Annotated in this window: 15 protein-coding genes; all 15 read right to left on the reverse strand. The window is 67.5% G+C overall.

From position 1 onward, the window contains the following. Positions 1 to 18: 18 nt before the first annotated feature. The 15 genes from AC1DW2_RS25915 to AC1DW2_RS25985 are packed head-to-tail and all read right to left on the reverse strand — an operon-like array spanning position 19 to position 17,680. Positions 19 to 2,148 (reverse strand): hypothetical protein, encoded by a 2,130-nt coding sequence (locus AC1DW2_RS25915; RefSeq protein WP_063981947.1) that lies wholly within the window; start codon positions 2,146 to 2,148, stop codon positions 19 to 21. Next, on the reverse strand, positions 2,145 to 4,784 hold the full coding sequence (locus AC1DW2_RS25920) for a putative baseplate assembly protein (RefSeq protein ID WP_063981948.1): 2,640 nt from the start codon (positions 4,782 to 4,784) through the stop codon (positions 2,145 to 2,147). Before AC1DW2_RS25920 ends, AC1DW2_RS25915 begins: the two co-directional genes overlap by 4 nt. Then, positions 4,781 to 7,327, reverse strand: coding sequence for a putative baseplate assembly protein (locus AC1DW2_RS25925; RefSeq protein ID WP_231142754.1), 2,547 nt, complete (start codon positions 7,325 to 7,327; stop codon positions 4,781 to 4,783). Before AC1DW2_RS25925 ends, AC1DW2_RS25920 begins: the two co-directional genes overlap by 4 nt. Beyond that, the gene (locus tag AC1DW2_RS25930) at positions 7,324 to 7,695 is read right to left on the reverse strand and encodes a GPW/gp25 family protein (protein ID WP_063981950.1); all 372 of its coding nucleotides are present in this window, start codon (positions 7,693 to 7,695) and stop codon (positions 7,324 to 7,326) included. The genes AC1DW2_RS25925 and AC1DW2_RS25930 overlap by 4 nt, the downstream gene beginning before the upstream one ends. A 12-nt stretch (positions 7,696 to 7,707) precedes the next feature. Continuing rightward, the gene (locus tag AC1DW2_RS25935; RefSeq protein WP_063981951.1) at positions 7,708 to 8,022 is read right to left on the reverse strand and encodes a hypothetical protein; all 315 of its coding nucleotides are present in this window, start codon (positions 8,020 to 8,022) and stop codon (positions 7,708 to 7,710) included. Positions 8,023 to 8,031: 9 nt separating this feature from the next. Continuing rightward, a complete protein-coding gene (locus tag AC1DW2_RS25940) occupies positions 8,032 to 8,544 on the reverse strand; it encodes a phage baseplate assembly protein V (RefSeq protein ID WP_063981952.1) in 513 nt (170 codons plus the stop codon). Continuing rightward, positions 8,541 to 9,671: a hypothetical protein gene (locus tag AC1DW2_RS25945; protein WP_063981953.1), complete on the reverse strand. Its 1,131-nt coding sequence runs from the start codon at positions 9,669 to 9,671 to the stop codon at positions 8,541 to 8,543. Before AC1DW2_RS25945 ends, AC1DW2_RS25940 begins: the two co-directional genes overlap by 4 nt. 14 nt (positions 9,672 to 9,685) lie before the next feature. Then, on the reverse strand, positions 9,686 to 10,036 hold the full coding sequence (locus AC1DW2_RS25950) for a hypothetical protein (protein ID WP_063986204.1): 351 nt from the start codon (positions 10,034 to 10,036) through the stop codon (positions 9,686 to 9,688). 11 nt (positions 10,037 to 10,047) lie between these two features. After that, entirely contained in the window at positions 10,048 to 10,713 is a 666-nt protein-coding gene (locus AC1DW2_RS25955) for a hypothetical protein (RefSeq protein ID WP_063981954.1), read from the reverse strand. Continuing rightward, positions 10,710 to 11,258 (reverse strand): hypothetical protein, encoded by a 549-nt coding sequence (locus tag AC1DW2_RS25960; RefSeq protein ID WP_063981955.1) that lies wholly within the window; start codon positions 11,256 to 11,258, stop codon positions 10,710 to 10,712. Before AC1DW2_RS25960 ends, AC1DW2_RS25955 begins: the two co-directional genes overlap by 4 nt. 3 nt (positions 11,259 to 11,261) lie before the next feature. Then, on the reverse strand, positions 11,262 to 13,607 hold the full coding sequence (locus AC1DW2_RS25965; RefSeq protein ID WP_063981956.1) for an eCIS core domain-containing protein: 2,346 nt from the start codon (positions 13,605 to 13,607) through the stop codon (positions 11,262 to 11,264). Next, entirely contained in the window at positions 13,604 to 13,837 is a 234-nt protein-coding gene (locus AC1DW2_RS25970; protein WP_063981957.1) for a hypothetical protein, read from the reverse strand. The genes AC1DW2_RS25965 and AC1DW2_RS25970 overlap by 4 nt, the downstream gene beginning before the upstream one ends. Continuing rightward, a complete protein-coding gene (locus AC1DW2_RS25975; protein ID WP_231142752.1) occupies positions 13,834 to 15,807 on the reverse strand; it encodes an ATP-binding protein in 1,974 nt (657 codons plus the stop codon). Before AC1DW2_RS25975 ends, AC1DW2_RS25970 begins: the two co-directional genes overlap by 4 nt. Next, a complete protein-coding gene (locus tag AC1DW2_RS25980) occupies positions 15,804 to 17,153 on the reverse strand; it encodes a Pvc16 family protein (RefSeq protein ID WP_063981958.1) in 1,350 nt (449 codons plus the stop codon). The genes AC1DW2_RS25975 and AC1DW2_RS25980 overlap by 4 nt, the downstream gene beginning before the upstream one ends. Then, complete coding sequence (locus AC1DW2_RS25985; protein WP_187387983.1) at positions 17,150 to 17,680, reverse strand: KAR9 family protein; 531 nt, start codon at positions 17,678 to 17,680, stop codon at positions 17,150 to 17,152. Before AC1DW2_RS25985 ends, AC1DW2_RS25980 begins: the two co-directional genes overlap by 4 nt. Between the last annotated feature and the right edge of the window lie 109 nt (positions 17,681 to 17,789).

Genomic DNA, 17,789 nt, shown 5'->3' on the forward strand with positions numbered 1-17,789 from the left:
AGCCTCCGATGCACTCGGTCAACTCGCGAAGAACAGGCCCGCGTGCAGCCCGAAACGTAGATATTCATCGAGCCGCAGCCTGAGATTGGCCTCGCGCTGCGGCTGGAATAATGCGTTGAGAACGCCGATCTCGCTGTCATTGTCGCCGCCGGCGCGGATCGTGAGGCTCGTGGCGCGGCGCAGCTGCCCGTAACCGGGATCGCCATAACGCAGCGAGGTGAACAGCGGCAGCGCCGTGGGCGCCGTGTCATTCGGCACGCAATGGAAGCGCCGCGGCGTGATCGAACCCGCGGGCACGTAACAGAAGCGGACGCAACCTTCCTGGCGACGCTGGACCAAGAGCGGCGCGATCCACTTTTCCGCGGGCTTTGGACCAAGCTCTGCGAAGAAGATGGTGTTGGAGGCGAGCTTCAACAGTTTCGTGTGAACCTTGCCGATGACGGTGCATTGGGCGACCGTCAGTTCGGCGCAGGGGCTGCCCGCGGCATCGGCGGCAAAGGCGACGTTCGCCGGCGCGCCGGCATCGATGATGCAGTCGGTCAGCGTTACCTCGGCATCAGTGACGGCGCGGATCGGGCCGACGATGCAGCGCTCCAATGTCACTTTGGCGAAGGGATGCTCGATGATCAGGCTCGGCTCGCCCGGCGAGGTCGGACTGCCGTCCCCATTCAGGGTAAGCCCAGGCACCAGCGTGCAATCGCGCAGCAGCAGCTCCCGCGGCTCGACATCGGCAAAGGCCGCCAGCCGCAACGCGCCGCCCGATATCACGAGCCCGTCGAGCGTGAGGCGACCGCGCGCGCCGATGTCGAGCGTGATCTCGCCGCCCGCCGCCAGCAGCGGGCGGGTCTGGTCATGCGCGGCGACCACGACATGGTGCGGCGTGGCATCTCCGGTCACATCGTCGACGACAAAGGTCGGCGTCTCCCTGTAGGTCAGGCTGTCGCCGATGATGAGGCGGCCACCGGTCCTGATCAAATTGAGCTTGGCCTGCCACGCGCCTCCGGCATCGACGGTCTGCTCGTTGCCGATATCGCCCGCGGCGGGCACGCGCGGATATTCGCCGCCGCCGATCTGCCGCGCAGTGCCGTAGTGGAATGTCGCAAGCAGCGGTCCGTCGGCGGGATTGCCGAGCAGCACACGGCCACGCTCGGGATCGAAGCCGATCGTGCCCGCCGTCACCTGCGCCTCATGGGCCCAGCCGATGACATTGCCGCCGCCATCGAGAATGTCGCGGAGATCGCAGACCCGCACCTTGGCCGTCGGCACCGGGATGGGCGGGGTGCCCGGCGTGAAAAACACCAGGCTCTCGCCGTCGCCATAATCGTCCTCGCGCCGTGCGTTCGGCTGTGCGGTTGCCTGCGCGGCGCGCACCGCCATCGCCATCAGCCGCACCGACAGCGGCTCCGGCGCATTGATCGGCTCGGCGAGATGGGAGATGTCGGACTCGGCCTGCGCGAATCGAAACAGCCGCATGTCCGCGCCGAGTGGGTTGAGATGGAATTTCCGGCCGGTCGCGTCGCCGGCGTCAGGCGTCAGCGGCACCGCCGTGAGTGACAGCGATAACAGCCGCCACAGGAAGATGCCGATATTGGGGATGTTGTAGCGGCCGGCGCCCGTTTCCGGCCGCCGCATCTCGGCGGTGTGCGCGATGCTGTTGAAGGCGCCGTCGCGCCGGAACAGTGCCGCCGTGTCGCGCAGATTGCAGGTCGCGGGCGCATGCAGTCGGATGTGCTTCATGTATTGCGTGGTGGCGAGCTGCTCGAAAAATTCGACCGCATGTGCCGGCCAGCCGGTGACGTCCTGCGCGAGCTCTTCCAGCATCAGCGCGGTGCCCTTGCGGCGGCGGAAGGCGATGGTGTCGGCGACTTCGGCACGCGGCGAGGTCAGCTCGGTGCCGAGCCCGCGCAGCGGCCGGTAGCCGATGAGATCGCCGATATAGGGCGTCACCCACTCGGCGCAGGTTTCGATGAACTGGTCGTCGTAGAGCTGGTCGACGGACTCTTCCAGCGTGGCGAACTCGCGCGCAAATGCCGCCAATAGAGCTTGGAGCGGACCGGCCTTTGCCGGATCGCCCGCAAGCGCGGCGTCGCGCAGCCGGTGCAGCGTCGGCAGCAGGCTGTAGAGCCGTTCGGGGGTGAGGCTGTTCATGCCATCTCCTCCAGGATGTCGAACGGCGCCGGGTTCAGCGTCAGCAGCTCGCTTGGCTTCGCCGCGCCCTGGTCGACATGCATCCGCGAGGCGAGCAGGCGGACCTGGCGCGAGGGAATGGTCTGCGCGAAGGGCGCCGTGCCGCCATAGAGCTGGACGAGGTCGACAGCAACGACGCCGGGCACCGACTGTGCCGCCGCGATCACGTCGGATTGCTGCACTGGCTGGCCGAGCTCACGCGCGTCGAAGGCGAAGTGCGCACGCAGCGCCGCCTCGACCGCGGTGAGCACGGCCTTGGCGTCGAAATCGGGATCGCGCTTGACCTTCAATCCGATCCGGAAGGTGCCGGGCTGGTAGGGCAGCAGCACGACAGCGACATGCGGATCGCCGCCGGCCTTCAGCGCAGCGAGCAAATTGGTCCACACCGGGCTGGTCGAATTGACGGGAGCGCCGGGCGGCCCCGCGATCGTGATGGCGATGGTCTTTCCGCGCGGCAGTTGCAGCACCTGCGCCTGCGCCTTGGCAATGCCGGTGAAGGCGCGGGCAAAATCCTCATAGTCAAGGACGGACACGACGCGGCCGAGCGTGCGTGCGCCGAGCGGCATGCTGCGTCGCGCCGCATCCGCCGGCTCCGGATCGTTGCCGCCTTCGGCCGCGAACGGGTTGCTCACGCCCTTGAGGCCGAGCGGGCGCGACAGCAGTTGGCTCAGCGTCTCGGCGCGGACATTGCCGGCGCCCCCGATGCCCTTGCGGTAGGTGGCGCGGACGTTGTTGAGCCCGCTCGGCAGCCGCGCACCGCTGGCGCCGTCGCCGAATTTCACGAGATTGCGCCCTTGCTCGTCAATATCGAGCGCAAAGACGCGATCGGTCGCGGCTGTGCCGAACAGCGTCGCGCGCTCGTGCCATGCGATCTCGCCGACCCGCAACGTCAATTCGCTCGCGGCACCACTCTCATTGGCGGCGGCGCGATAGGTCAGCGGAACCTGCTTCAGCTCGAATTGCTGGAACGGCTGGGCCGAATCGCCCGAGCCGAGGATCTGGGTCACCGTCTCGCCATGCGAAGCCGGCACTACATTGCCATGAACCACGATGCTGCCGCGGTCGAGGCTGCCGGCGAGCGGCGGGTCGATCTGAAGCATGCAGCGGCCGGCATCGACAGCCTGGGCGGATACGAGGTTGGCCTGCACGACAACGGCCTGGCCGTCGGAGACGCGATTGCCTCGCACGATCAGCCGTCGCCCTGCGACGAGGCCATCGGCACTGACGGCTGCAGGGATGCTGCTGCCGGTCGCGGCATCATCGACGGCGTAGGGCGCAAGCGCGAGCTGCTCGGACTGCACGAAGGCTGTGATGCGACGAACTTGGTCCTGATAGCGGTCGTAATGGGAGCCGCGCAATTGCAGCCGGGTGACCTTGCCGGCCAGCGCGAACTCCGCGCGCGACGTCTCGTCCGCATCGGCTATCTGGTAGACGTCGAGATGCGGGCCGAGATCGAGGATGACATCCGACTTGCCGAAGGCCTTGATGATGACCTGGATGGAGCCCCTGGCTGCCATCGAAAGCACGACGTAACCGCCGGCGCGGACCTCGGAATAGACCGTATCGAGATCAATGAAACCGCCGCCCTGGGCCGAGCCCATCGGCGAGATCGTGTAGTCGGGCCACTCCGGCGCGTCACTCCCGCTCGGATAGTTGTTGCGAAAGTCCGTCGACATCGACTTCCACATCGGCGCGTTGTGGCCGAAGGGTGCTGCCCGCTTGCGCAGCGCATAGACCTTCGAGTTCTGGGCGGCCGTGACCCCGGAAAGACCGAGCTGCCAGGTCACCTTGGTGCGATCGAAATCCAATTGCAGCTCGACACTGTCGATGAAGCGGAAATCGCAGTTGCTGTCATTCGTACCGGGATTGAAGGCATCGCCGACGATCAGCAGCGCATCGCCCGGCTTCAGATTGTTGCGCTGGCCGGCGAGGTACATGACCGTGTCGCCTTTGTCCGGTCGGCGTGTCTCCGCCAGCCACGGTCGGATCGCATTCCAGGCCGGCCGTGCGGCGGCCAGTCGCTCGACCGTTTCGAAGGTCTGCGGCTTCTCGTCCGGCCCCGGTACGCTCTGCACTTTCGTGCCGATCTCGATCGACACTTGAGCGGGCACGCCGGTGACGAAGCTGCCCGGCTCGGGCGACAGCTTTGGCGGCGGCGCAGGGGGCGTTTCCAGCGTGAAGGCGAGCCAGGTCTCGGCGGCGACGCCGGGCCGCAGGCGGTAGCCGATCAGCCGGCCCATCTCCTGGAGCGAGACGCGCTCCAGCGCAGTGCGGAGATAGGATTCGTTGGCGATGCGCTCCTGGTAGAAGGTGAGCACGTCGGCAGCGCAGGCGAACGCATCGATCAGGCCGATGGTGAAATCGTCATCGGCGCGGCTTTGCAGCTTGCCCAGCGGTGCGAACGCGGCAGAGGACAGCGCGGCGTGCAGGCTGTCGCGGAACTGGGCGTGGTCGCCGACGCGGTAGGCGATGGCGGAGAGGCCGTAGCGGTTCGAGATGCCTTGCGGCGTCTCGGCTTCAATGCCGGCGCAGCAGCCGCAGCTCTCGCTGCCGGCAGGCAGGGCATGAGGCTTGATGGTTGGGACCGGTAGCGTCATTTGCCGCCTCCCGCCTCGATGATGAGCCGGCCGCGCTCGCGGAAACTCGGATTATTGGCAAGCTGCGCGATCTCGAGGCTTCCGATCGGGATCACCTCGTCATCCAGCGAGGTCGCGAGCGGCGAGATCAGCCGCTGGAATTTTTCCGCCTGCACCGCCTCGACACCCTCGACCGCTTGTGCGGCCGCGATGATGCGGCTGAGATAGACGGGATCGCCGAAGGTGAAATTGTCGGGATGGAACAGGCCGAGCGTGCCATCGGGCAGCACCGCGCTCGACAGCACCGTCCGCACGGCCTGCGCGACATCGGCGCGGAAATAGTCTGGCTTGACGCAGACATGCAGTGTGACATCGAGCGGGACATAGCGTGGCGGCCGTACGTCGAGGTCGTAGCCGGCCATCCTGAACCGCTCGAGATGGTTGCGCAGTTGCGTAGCGAAGGGCGCGTCGACTACGCCGCCGCCGAAGCGGTCGGGCGTCACGAACACGGTGTGCCAGCTTCCGGTCCAGCGGAACGTTGCGGCCGCGCGCTGCACGTCGGCACGTCGTTCACTGGCGGCGGCGTAATCGGCCGCCGTCACCGCGCGCTCCTGGGTACGGAACGCCTGTGGGGCATCGCGTCGGGCGGCTTCGATGTCCTCGGGCTCGACGCCGCCGGATGCGGGAAGCGGATTGCGTACGGCCTCGAACACGCCGTCCGTGGTGCTGACGATGTGGGCGATGGCTTCGGCGCCGACATTTCCGGATGTGCCGTTGCCGATCCGGTAGGTCGCCGTGAATGCGGTGTCTTCGGCCGGGCGCTTGCCGAGCAGGCCGTCACCGAACCGCAGCAAGGCCTCGCCGTGGTTGTCGATCTCGACCACGACATGCGGCGCGTTGCCGGCGCTGTCGATGAGGTCGCGTCGCGGCAGCCAGTGCTCGGTGATGCCGGCGACTTGTCCCGTGAGATCGACGATGGCAGGCGTGGCGTCGCGCGGCGACAAGAGCGAAAATGCGCTGGCCGCCCACCACGGCTTGTCGTTGCTGACGGGAACGGCGAGCAGCGCGCCGAGATCGAAGGATTGCGTCAACGGGCTGTTTGCCAGCACCGGGCGGAAGCGCGGCGGCAGCATGACGTCCGGGGACGAGGTGCAGCAATTGCCCGGCGCGCGCGATGCCTGCTTCAAGCTGGCGCGCGGCATCACGCCGAGCTGTTCGGGCGGCAGCGTGCGGCCGTGATCGACGAGCACGATATTGCCGCGCGCAACACTGATCGCGAGCTCGGGGCGGTCCTCCACCGTCAGGCAGAGCGGGAAGGGCAGCGCGTCGGCCTCGCTCCAGGCGAGCTCGGTGACGTCGACCGGGCCGTCGACCGGAGGCTCGTCGAACAGCCCGCCGGACGGATCGCTCGTAAGCGTCCTCTCGGTCAGCCGCACCGCGCAGCGATGGCCAGGATCGGCATCGGCGGCAGACAACGTCGTTGGGCTGATCACCTCCTCGAAGATCAGGATATCGCCGATAGCGAGCGTATCAATGTGGCCGCGCAACGTCGCACGCGTGGTGCCGCGGGGCAGGCAGCATCCGTTGTTGCCCCAGGCATAAAAGGTGAGACTGTTCTGTTGCTGGTCCAACTCGGCGGGAGCGACCGTCTCGAACATCTCGGCGCCACCGTCGATCGCGTCGTTCAATTCGCGCGAGCCCGGCGTCAGCACTACGTCCAACCCGGGCACGCGGGTGAGAAGCTGCGTGCCCTTCGGTAGCGCGATTTTCTGTCCATTCACGCCGAAATGCACGAAGGCGCGCGCGTTGCAGCCCTCGTGCAAATGATAGTCGACCAGCCTCGCATGGCGTCGCACCGAGATGCGCTGCCGCGCGGTGGCGAGATAGGCTTCGTTGGCGACCGCATCCTGGCGATAGGCGAGGTTGTCGGCGGCATAAGCGAGCAGCTCGACCAGGGTCACGCCGAGATCCGCCGCCGAACGCTCCTGCCAGCCGGGCACGAGCAGGCTGAGCCTATCAAGCATCAACCGGCGAAAACCCTGATAGTCGCGCGCGAGATAGTCGATCTCCGGCCTCAAGCGCGGCACGGGCGGGCACGGCGCGGTGTCCGCGCAGTCATAGTCCGAGGGACATTCGACCTTGAAGGTGAAGTCGATCGCCGACAGCTTTGGATCGAAGCCGGCCGGCGGCTGGTCCGAGCCGGAATTGGCGAAGATGCCGAAATTGTAGATCGAATAATCCCCGCCGCTGTCGGTTCGGACGACCAGCGTGCGGGCGAGATCGTCGACGGTGTCGACGAGGCCCGGCTCGGCCTCGGCCGGCAGCGCGTCGGCCGGCGCACACCAGACCACGCCGACGGTCGCGATCCGTTCGCCGCCGGTGATGCGCAGATTATCCGACGAGAGCGTGAAGCCGGAATGCAGCAGCCGCACCAGCAGGGTCTGTTGCCGCGGCGCGCCGGGCGGAGAAGCGAGGTCGAGCACCTCGATGAATGCGATGGCGTTGGCGCTGCCCTTGGCCTCGAGCACTTCGAGCCGGCGCGGATCGCAGCAATGTTGCTTCATGCCGCGCCCCCCGGAACCGCAAAGCTCGCGACGTGGCTGGTGCGGTCGGCAAGCACGACGTAGCGGATCTCGACCCGCAGCACCGCATCGTCATTGATCACCTCGACCGAGGTGACGGCGATCAGATGCGACAGGTGCTGATGCAGCGCGGCCTGGGCCAGCATCTGCGTGGTCGCGGCGAGCGTCACCGAATTGGGCTCGAACACCAGCGCCAGGAGTCCCGCGCCGAAATCCGGCCGCATCACCCGCTCGCCCTGCATCGTGAACAGCACCTGCTCGATCAGGTCGCGGATGTGATCGGGACGGCCGGTCGTGGCCGTGCGGCCCTGGTCGTCGAAATGATAGGGGAAATCGAGTTCGCTGCTCACGCCGTCCTCCCCTCAGGTTGCCAGCACGCGCGTCTGCGCCACGACGGGCAGCATCGGGGTGCCCGTCGGCGTGCAGACGGATTGCCCGATCATGGTCGCGGCCGGTGCGCCGCCGATCATCACCCGTGCGGCGCCCACTACCATCTGCGCCGTGACGCAAGGCGGCGCCGAGCCGGTGAGCGAGCAGGCCGCGATCGCATAGGGGCTGGTGAGATTGACCGCGGGCTGGCCCGACAGCATCACGCGCGGGAACGGCGCGATCGGCGTCGCCTGTCCGGCATGGCTGCACAATACCGTGGCGCCGAGATGCAAGACGGGAGCGGGCATGTGCGTCTCCTAGATCACGGTGAGCGCGCCGAGATTCACGTCGACGGTCGGTCCGGTCATGGTGATGACCGCGCCTTTGCCGTTGGAAATGGTGATACCGACGTCGCTGACCGAGATCATCGCGCCCGTCGTGGTCTGCATCAGGATGCCGCCGGTCGGGCCCGGCACGTCGCTGATGGTGAGACCGTTCTTCAAGGGGGTTTGCAGGGTGATGCCGGGGACGCCGGGTGGCACTGCGTGCGCCAGTACCGGCACCTCCGCGGCACTGCCCCAGTAGCACCCGACCCAGATCGGATAGTCGGGGTCGCCGCGCTCGAACTCGATCCAGACCCCGGCGCCGATGATCGGCACCGTGAAGAAACCGGCATTGATGCCTGCGGTCGGCACGCAAGGCATCGCCCAGCTCGTCGGTATCACGGCGCCGACGTCGGGCACCATCACCTGGATCCGGCCGATCTGAAGCGGATCGATATTGTTGATCACCACCGCGCGATACTTTCCGAAAAGTGGCGCATCGCTCATGTCGGCACCTGCGGAACGGTCGAGATCAGCGCGTTGCGTGCGAGCGAGAATGATTGCTTGTAGGAGCCGCGCTCGATCTCGTGGGTGACGTTCTTGACGTAATAGAGCCCGTCGAACGGGAGGCCTGCGCCGCGCACGCCAACCAGTTGCCGCGACTTCAGAACGCGGCCATATCTGGCGACGTCGAGCTTGCCGCTCCCGAACACGCTGTCGCTGTGCTGGCTGGCGTAAGCGAGCCCCGCCATCAGCGCCTGCGGCGCGGACAAATGCGCGGTGTTGGAGAGCTTCTCGATCTTCGGCGGCAGCGGCGGCACCACGCCGAGCGGCGGGCTCATCGGCGTGATGTCGGGGATCGGCACCGGGATCGGCGCCTTGCTGTTGGCCTCCTGGAAGAACACGATCGGCATGACCTTGCGTTCCTTGTCGAAGTTGAACGAGATTTCCTCGACATTGGTGAGCGCGTCCATGTTGGTGGTGAGTGCCGGCTGCGGCGCGCCAAAGCGGATTTCCGGTCCCCAATAGGCCTTGGAGGCACCGGGCGCGGGACCGGCTTCGAGATAGAAGACGTAGCCGGCTTCACCCGCGAGCTTCTTGACGTAGGCGTAGTCGCTGCCCTTCTGCTGCGGGATCTGCTGGACCGGGATCGGCGGGATATCGAGCACGCTCGGGATCACCATCGGGATCACGCCGAGTGCTGCGTATTTGGCAAGGATGGCCAGCACGCGCACCGAGGGCGGCATCGCCGGGAAGGGCAGGCCCGGCAGCTCGATGATGTCCATCAGCGCCGACATGTCCTTGCCCTTGATCACCAGCTTGCCGACGCCGCCGCTGCCCGGCTGTGTCTCGACATTGGTGACCATGCCGTCGATGACGGACTCGGCCATGCCGTTGATGGTGACGATCAGCACCACGCGCAGCAGCGGCGGCAGCGCGCCGCCGCCGGCAAGCAGGAAGATGGTGCGCAGCGGCGAGCGCACCGGCAGGTCGAAAGTCAGCTCGAATCCGCTCTGCGCATCGCCCGATCCGATCTCGATCTTGGCATGGGTCAGCGTCTCCAGCACCTCGCGCGGCGCCGGCACCGGCGCCGGGCCGATCTGGAGCGAGAGCTGGACGCCACCCTGCATCATCGGGAATCGTCTCCCTAAAGCCCGTTCGGGCGCGGGATCTGCACGCGCTCACCGGGCGTGTCGGTGAGTTCGAGCGGATCGGTCACGACATTGGCGTCGGCGATCCGCCAATACAGTTCGGGGTCGCCAAGCGTTGCGGAGGCGAGCGTGTCGGGCCGGGCGCCGGCATTGACGATGTGTTCGCCGGCGATGCCGATGTCGCGCCCCTGGGGGATGAAGCGGCGCAGCACATAGGCGACACCGGGATCGTCGGCGCTGCGCTTGAGCCGTCCGATCGCGGTGCCGTGATAGCGGCTGTTCGGCGGAAAACTATTGTCCGGAAACGCGCCGGCATCGATCAACATCTGGACGGGATCCGAGGACATCATGTGCTCCGTCAGGGCAGGCTGGAAAGACCAAGCGAGGCCAGTGAGGCGCTCCCGGTCAGGCCGGCAAGCGTCTCGCGATTGCGCAGGTAATTGAGGAAGATGGTGCCGCCACGATGCGAGAAGCCGAGATCGTCGGTGCTCATCACATGCAGCCCGAGCGAGACCTTTGCGCGGATCGGATTGAGCGCGGGATCGAACGCTTCCTCGACGATGGAGAACTCGGCGACGCGCACCGGCGCGACCCGGTTCTTGCTCCAGACGAACAGAGTGAGCGGCGCCTCCGGCGGCAGGATCTCGAGCGTGCCGCCATCGGCCTGGCTTGCGATGCCGAGCAGATCGTCGACGCTCGGATTGACGAGCGCCTCGAGCACCGCGAGCTGCGGCGCGATGCCGAAGGCGACCGCATTGGCGTGCGCGTCGGGATCGGCGAGCTGGTCGGTAGCGTCGATCTCGGCGTCGAGCTTGATGGTCTCGATCGCGGGCCCTTTCAGCCGGAACGGTTGCGCCCGCCCGCCGGCCGAGCCGTCGCCGCCGGTGCCCTGCACCTGGTAGCTGCGGCTCAGCGTGTCCGGATTGTACTGGAGCGCGATCTGCCGTCGCACCGTGCCGCCGCCCGGCGCCAGCACCACGAGGCCGCCCTTGATCAGTTTTGGGGACGAGGTGAGGCCGGTCATGGCAGGCGATCCCCCGATGGGCCGCGCGACGGTGGCAGCCGTTTCATCTGAAGGTCGAGCCGCAAGTCGCGCTGATAGCGTTCAAGACTGCCCGGTGCGAACGCGGCAATCCGGAGCGTCGTATCGACGGCGCGGTTGACGTAGAGCGTCAGGCCCCGCTGCGCGTACACGTATTCATTGGCTTCGACCTCGAACGTCCCCTGGAACGAATTGAGCCTTGTCTCCGGCTCGCCGAGTGCGTCGAGCAACGACGGCAGCGGCTCGACGAGGACGACGTCGGTCGCATCGATCAGCACCACCGTGCCGTCGTTTGCCCATACCCGCGCGCCTCGCGCGAAGCCTGCGGCCGCGGCGTTGAACCAGTCGGTCCGGTGCCTGGCGCTGCCGAGCGCGCCCTGTCCATGCCAGGAGCGGTCGAGATCGAACACGGCTGCGACGTCGTCGAGGGAGGTCGGGTGCGCGAGGCCTGCGAACGAACGCAGGTCGCGGCCGGCGAGCAGCCGCAGCGGTGACAGAGCGAGATCCGACGGGCGCGCGGCTTGCATCGCTCAGCCTCCGATCTTCTTGACGTCGCCCTGGAAATAGGCGGCGTAGAGGTTGCGGATGCCGACGACGTTGACGAGCTTCACCGCCTCCGCATACGAGGAATAGCGTCGGCGTGATGCCGGCTGCACGGTGATCGGTTTGAGCTTTGCATATGCGGGGCCCTCAACCGCCTCGCGCAGCTTGGGATCGTTGACCCGCGGTGCGACATTCTCCCAGGCGATCTCGTCGAAGAGCGAATCGACGCCTTCGATCAGCGTATTGTTTTCGTTGGAGCCGTCGCCGAAAGTATTGGCGAAATTGTCGTATTCCGTGGTCCGCAGCGTGTGGATATATTCGTGGATCAGCGTCTGGAACATGTCCCACAGGAAATCGCGATCTTTGTCCGAGTCGGCCTTCTTGAAGATCTGGATGTTGATGTCGCCGAGATTGGCGGAGGCATCCCAGCCGCGGTCGATTTCGTTCAGCTTGTCGACCTGCGCGGCCGTGCTGGTGAAGTCGTCGGCGATCTGGTCGAGGATGATCGCCTCGTCGCCCACGGGATTGTTGCTGGCATCGAAATGCGGTGAGGCATTGAGCTTGCGATTGATGGCGCGCACGCGGTCGTTGGCCTGAAAGAAATACCGCATCAGCGCCTTCGCCTTGTCGCGCTTCTCGGTGCTGTCCATGCCCGCGAGCTCGGCCTCGGTCTCGGCGAACAGGTCGTGGATGTTGCCGCGCGCGCCGAGCGTATCGGCTTTCAGCTCGGGATGCTTCGACTGGTCGTAGTACTCGCCGAACACCTTGTCGGTTTCGTCCTTGCTGGCCTTGCCGATCCGCTCGAACTCCGCAAGCTGGTGCACCTTGTTCGGATCGCCGTGCTCCGCGGTCCCCTTGTCCTTGACCATTTCATCCCAGTAGTCCTGGATCATGCCGGGCATCAGCAGGCGCAAGGCGTCGTCGTACTTCTTCTTGCCCGCCGGGGAGTTGTCGAATGGCAGCGGGCTGCTGGGGTCGGGCCTCAGCGCCACCGCGATGTCTGCCTTCTTCGCGGCATCGGGTTCGACCGTCGTCGACAGATCGCCGGCGCTGGTGATCAGCGTGACGTCGCGGAACACGCCCTGAAGCATGACGTCGTATTTGTCGAGGATCCTTTCCGTCGCGTCAGCCTGCTGTTTGAGCGTTGCTTTCTTCGCCGGATCGCTTTCGTCCTCGGCCTGGTCGCTGAGGAGGTCGAACCGGCGGGCGATGTCGGCGCGCTCGCGGCCGAGTTCCTCCGTGGCCTTCGCCCGCTCGGCCGGCGCGAGCGCGAACACCTCCGCGGCGATGGTGGCGACCTCGTCGTGGCCCGCTGCCGTCGCAATCCGGATCTTGATGGCCATGGCATCGTAGGCGAAGGTCGGCGCGCCCTTGCCCGGTTCGCCCAGCGGCTCGACGTCGCCCTTGGCGAGCGCGTCGCGTCCGCCGCGAAAGCGGGTTGCGAAGAAGCGCTTCAACCTCTTGTACTCGGCGCCGTCGATGTCGGATTCGAGCTCGGTGACGCTGAGTTTGCCTGAACCGAACATGATCCTCAGTGCGGCGATATCGCTCAGCTCGAGCAGGTCGAGGATCGCGTTCTCGTCGTCATCAAGTGTGGGGCCGTCCTGCATCTCCAGGATCAACAGCGCCTTTTGGACTGGATCGAGCTTGAACTCGGCCTGGCCGGCTTTCCACCGACGGACGATCGCACGCGCCTTGTTGTCGCTGTCGAAGCTGCCTTCGATCGCGGCGGACTTGGTGATCTTTTCGAGATAGGCGAGCAGCTCCTTGTCGCCGAAATTGCCCTCGGCGCCGAAGAACACGGCGATCGATTCGTACCAGGCGAGCCGCTGCACCGCCGCCGGCGACACGGTCGCGCCGCGCTGCTGCACGACATGGGCGAGCTCGTGCGCCAGAATGTGCCGGCCACGTGGGCTTTGCGGATTGTATGCGCCGTCGCCGAACACGATGTGGGCGCCCGCGGTGTAGGCGGTTGCGCGGATCGCACGGGCCGAGGCTGCGGCCTGCGCGTCGGTGTGGATCCGCACATAGCTGAAGTCGGACCGGAATTGGCGTTCCATCGTCTCGCGTGTCGGAGCGCCGAGTGGCGAGCCTGCCGATCCGACCACCGCGGATACCGCGCCCGGCGCGGCCTGTCCCGTCGTGCCAGCAGAGCGTGGAAGCGGCGACAGCACCGGGGCCGGGCCAGCCGGCTGCGATGGCCGCAGGGCGTTCTCGGCCGCGTGCTCGGCTTCGCTCTCGAAGCGGTCGCGGGCCGGACGAAGCTCGAGCGAAGGCGCATGGGCCGGCGAGGATTGCTTCGGCACTGCCTTTGGTGCGGCATGCACGGTCATAGCTTGCCTCGCGGAGCGCCGGCGCCGGATGTCGTGGTCAATCGTGCCGCGATCCGATCGGCGACGGCGCGCGGCGCCTCGGCATGGACGGCGCTCGCCTCGTTGGCGGACCCCGTGAGCCGCTGTTGCAAGGCCTGTCCGATTGCGTCGGCAAGTCCCGCAGCTTCGGAGTGTCGCGACGCATCGACGACGAGACGTCCAATCCGGATATCGATAGCGGCGTGTTTCATGGCCCGACTCCCGGCCAAGGCCGCTCGAGCTTGGAGAACTCGGCACGCACCGCGGCATTGATCGCGTCCTGCTCGATCCGTCCGCCGCCGGCGGCGGCCAGGAAGGCGGCGTTAAGCGCGATGGCGCGGATGTTGCCGCCGGTCAGTTGCAGTCTGGCGAGGCCTGCGAAATCCACCTCGCCGAGCGGTGCATCGGAGGGGAACTGCATGCGCCACAATGTTTCGCGCGCGGCAGCGTCAGGGTAGGGGAACTGGACCACGTAGCGGATGCGGCGCAGGAAGGCGCGGTCGAGCGCGCTCTTCATGTTGGTGGTGAGGATCACGAGCCCGCGATAGGTCTCGATCCGCTGCAAGAGGTAGGCGATCTCGATATTAGCGAAGCGGTCATGGCTATCGCGCACCTCGCTGCGCTTGCCGAACAGCGCATCGGCCTCGTCGAACAGCAGGATGGCGCCGCTGGTCTCCGCGGCCTCGAACAGCCGGCTCAGATTCTTCTCGGTCTCGCCGATATATTTGCTGACCACGCTGGCAAGATCGATGCGGTAGAGATCAAGTGCGGCCGCGCTCGCGATCGCTTCGGCCGCGTAGGTCTTGCCGGTGCCGGATTCGCCGGCGAACAGCGCGGCGGTTCCGAGCCCGCGGCCGTTATGCGCGGCAAAGCCCCAGTCGCCATGGACGCGCGGCCGGTGCTGCAATTCATTCGCGATGGCGCGGAGCTGCGCGGTTACCACCGGGGGCGCGACCAGGTCGTCGAAGCCAACGCGGCTGTCGATCCGCTGCGCCAGCGTGTCAAGCCCGCCGCGCACCGCGGCGCGGCAGAGCCGCCATACCGCCGGCCCGAGCAGAGCGGGATCGGCCTGGGTCTCGGCGAGGGCTTCGGTGACCACGAGGCGYAGGTCGGCGGCGGGGACGTCGAACTGCCGCAGCGCCGGGCGCAGCGCGGCTGCGAGCGCGGCGGCCTGCTCGCGCGTAAGCCCGCGCAAGGCTGCGACCTGCCGCGCGGCGGCCGGGGCATCGGCGACCTGGAGCCGCAGCATGCGGCGCTGCCGCAGTCGCGACAAGCGGGCCGGCTCCGGCGCGTTGAGCACGATCGCGGGTCCCATCAGATGGGCGAGCAGCGTCATCGCATGCGCCTCGGCATCCGCCGCCTCGATCGGGCGGTCGAGCTCGAGCGCGATGATGGCATCCGAGAGCGCGGCCTCGCGGTCGAGCAGACGGGCGATCTCGGCGAGCTCGCGCGGATCGTGCGGCAGGTCGCGGGCGTGCAACCACAGGCCGTTCGCACCGAGGCAGGCGAGCGCGGCGCGCGCGAGGTCGCGCTGCGGCTCGATCTCGCCGCGAGCGTGACCCAGGGTGGCCAGGGCGGCCGCGCCCGTGCCGAGCGCGTGCGCGATCGTGTTCGCCTGTGGTGTATCGGGCTCGATGGATCCGACCGGCTCGCAGCGAACGAGCCCGATCAGGCGGGCATCCATCGCGGGGAGGCCGGTCAGGTAGTGCAGCACGCGCTCGTCGATCTGGATCGGGCGGCGCGGCGGCGCCTCGCGGCCCTCGCATGCGATCAGGCGCCAGCGCCGCAACGGCCGGAGCGGCGAGAGCGCATCCCAATGTGGTTCGCTCAGCATCTGCATGGCGAAATTGAACGTCGGCTGCGTGCTCGCGATGGCTTCGGGCGCTTGCGCCATCGCCACGCCGACGAGGCGACGCAGCGCACTGTCGAGCTCGACGCCGGCCGCGAGCAGCACGACGTCGCGCTCGAACGCCGACAGGCCGAACAGCTTGGTCAGCGCCTCGAGCGCGGGCTCGAAATCATCGGCGCATTCCGGCGGAGGCGGCTCGGCGTTGGCCGATGTATCGCGCAACTGCCGTGCGAGGCGCCCGCGCAGCGCAGCGAACTGCGCCGCCAGCCAATGCTGGTTGCGGCTGGCCCAATCGAGCACGGGCTGCGCTTGCGGTCTGTCGTGCATGTTCATGGCGGCACGCTCAGGGTTTGCGAGGCATCGAAAGCGGGCGCATCGCCGCTGAGATCGAGCAGGAGGCTGTCGACGCCGTCGATGCGCAACCGCGCCGGATAGGCCCCGGCGGGAAGCGTCGCGGGGAAGTCGAACACCAGCGGATCGGTGGCCGCGCTGCGCGGTTTGGCGGTGGCTTCCGCCGTGCCGAGGACGAGGCTCGCGCGCTGCCGCGGCTGCACCTGCGGCCGCGAGAATAGGGTGGCCGTGACGCGCAGCGGCGCAGTCTTGCGCAGCACGGTCGCTGCGGACAGCGAAAGTCCGGCATCGGCTACAATGACCAGTGCTGGGGCGATGACCAGGGCCACCGCGTTGGTCTCGCGCTCATTGGCTTCGCCGGCCGGCAGCAGGCGCAGCGTGAGGCTCCATTGCCCCGGCGCGAGCGCTGCCTGCGCGGCAGCATCGTTCGGCAGCGTCACGGTGAGCTCGGTGCCGTCGTCGTTGGGTGCGCCCGGCACCAGTTCAAAAGGCGCCGGAAATAGCGGGTGCGCCAGCCGCACATGAAAATTGCTGCCGCTGAGGCGAATGCCGGAGAGCGCCACGGGCTCGCCAAGCCGTGCGCCGGCCTGCTTGTTCTGCGGCGTCGCCGCAAACAGCGTCGGCAGCGGAGGCAACGTGTCGGGATTGACGACGACGCCGCGGTCGCGCTTGGTCGCGGGATCGATGATCCCGCGCGACAGCACCGGCAGCGGCGAGACTGCGGGCTTCGTGGCTTCGATCAGCACCACCGACACCACATAGGCGGCCGTCGGCCGGTAATGCGACTGGATGGCCGCCCATAGTCGTGACATCTCCTCCGGCCCCATCACAGCCGGCGTGATCTTGATCAACTCGGCCTGATCGGCAAGGTCGGCGGCAGCGAGCGCCTGGAACGCTGGCGGCAGCATCGCGACGTCGAGCGGATTGGGATTGAGCGCGCGCTGCACCGCGGCGCGATCGAGCACCGGGCGCTCGTGCAACAGATGCATCCCATAGCCGAGCAGGATTTCGGCCTGGCAGTCGACCCGCGCGTAGGCCGTCAGCAGATAGTGCAGGTCGAGTGCGAGCGGTGCGTTGGTCAGTCGCTCGCCGCTGGTCGAGGACCGCGACGGCAGGGAGCGGTTGCGCCAGCCCGGGTTCGGCGTCACCTGATGCAGGAACAGATTGAGCCGCGGCTGCTCTTCAGGGCTGGCGAGGTCGATCGTGTCGGGCGCAACCGCACTGACATTGACGGTGCCGCCGACCGCGGGCCCGGCCTCGATCAGCCCGTTGTCGAGCAGGTTGCGCAGCACTGCGCTGACCGCGCCGATCGCGAGCGGCGAACTCATGCGCGGCCTCCGGGTCCAGGGCGGCGCAGATAGTCGGATAGCGACACCGACGGCTTTGATGCGGGCTTAACGGCGCGTGCCGTGCGTGGGGGCTCCGGCGAGCGGATGTCGATGCGGTCGATCGTCACCTTGATCACCGGCGGTGTCTCGCGCCGGCGCTGCGCCTGGCCGGCGAGCACGGTCTGGCCGAGCGGAAGCGCCGGCGGTGTTGCAGCTTCGTTTCGGGGGCGGGGCGTGTCGCGCAAGACCGTGTCACGCGGCTGTGTGCCGCGCGGCGGATCGCGCGGGTCGGCAGGCAGAGGGGCATCGACAGGCGATCTCGACGGCGCGTCGGTCGATTGAAGCGGCGGCGCGGCAGCTGCGACCTTGGCCTCGAGACGCAACGGTGCGCCTTCGTTGTCCGGCTCCATTTGTCTGCGCTGCGGCGCCTGCACGCCAGTGGCAGGATCGTCTGCGCCGGTGATGTTCGGCAATGCCGCCGGCGAGGATGCCGGTGTCTGCCTTTCATCCCGTGTCGTCTCGTGCATCGGAGCATCGTCATTCCGGGGCGGGGCGGCAAAACGCGGCGGCAGGGCAACGCGTGCCGCGCCGGGAATCGGTTCGCAGCGGCCGATGCGTGCAAGATTTTGCAGGAGG

Source organism: Bradyrhizobium sp. P3_C3 (assembly GCF_056402655.1).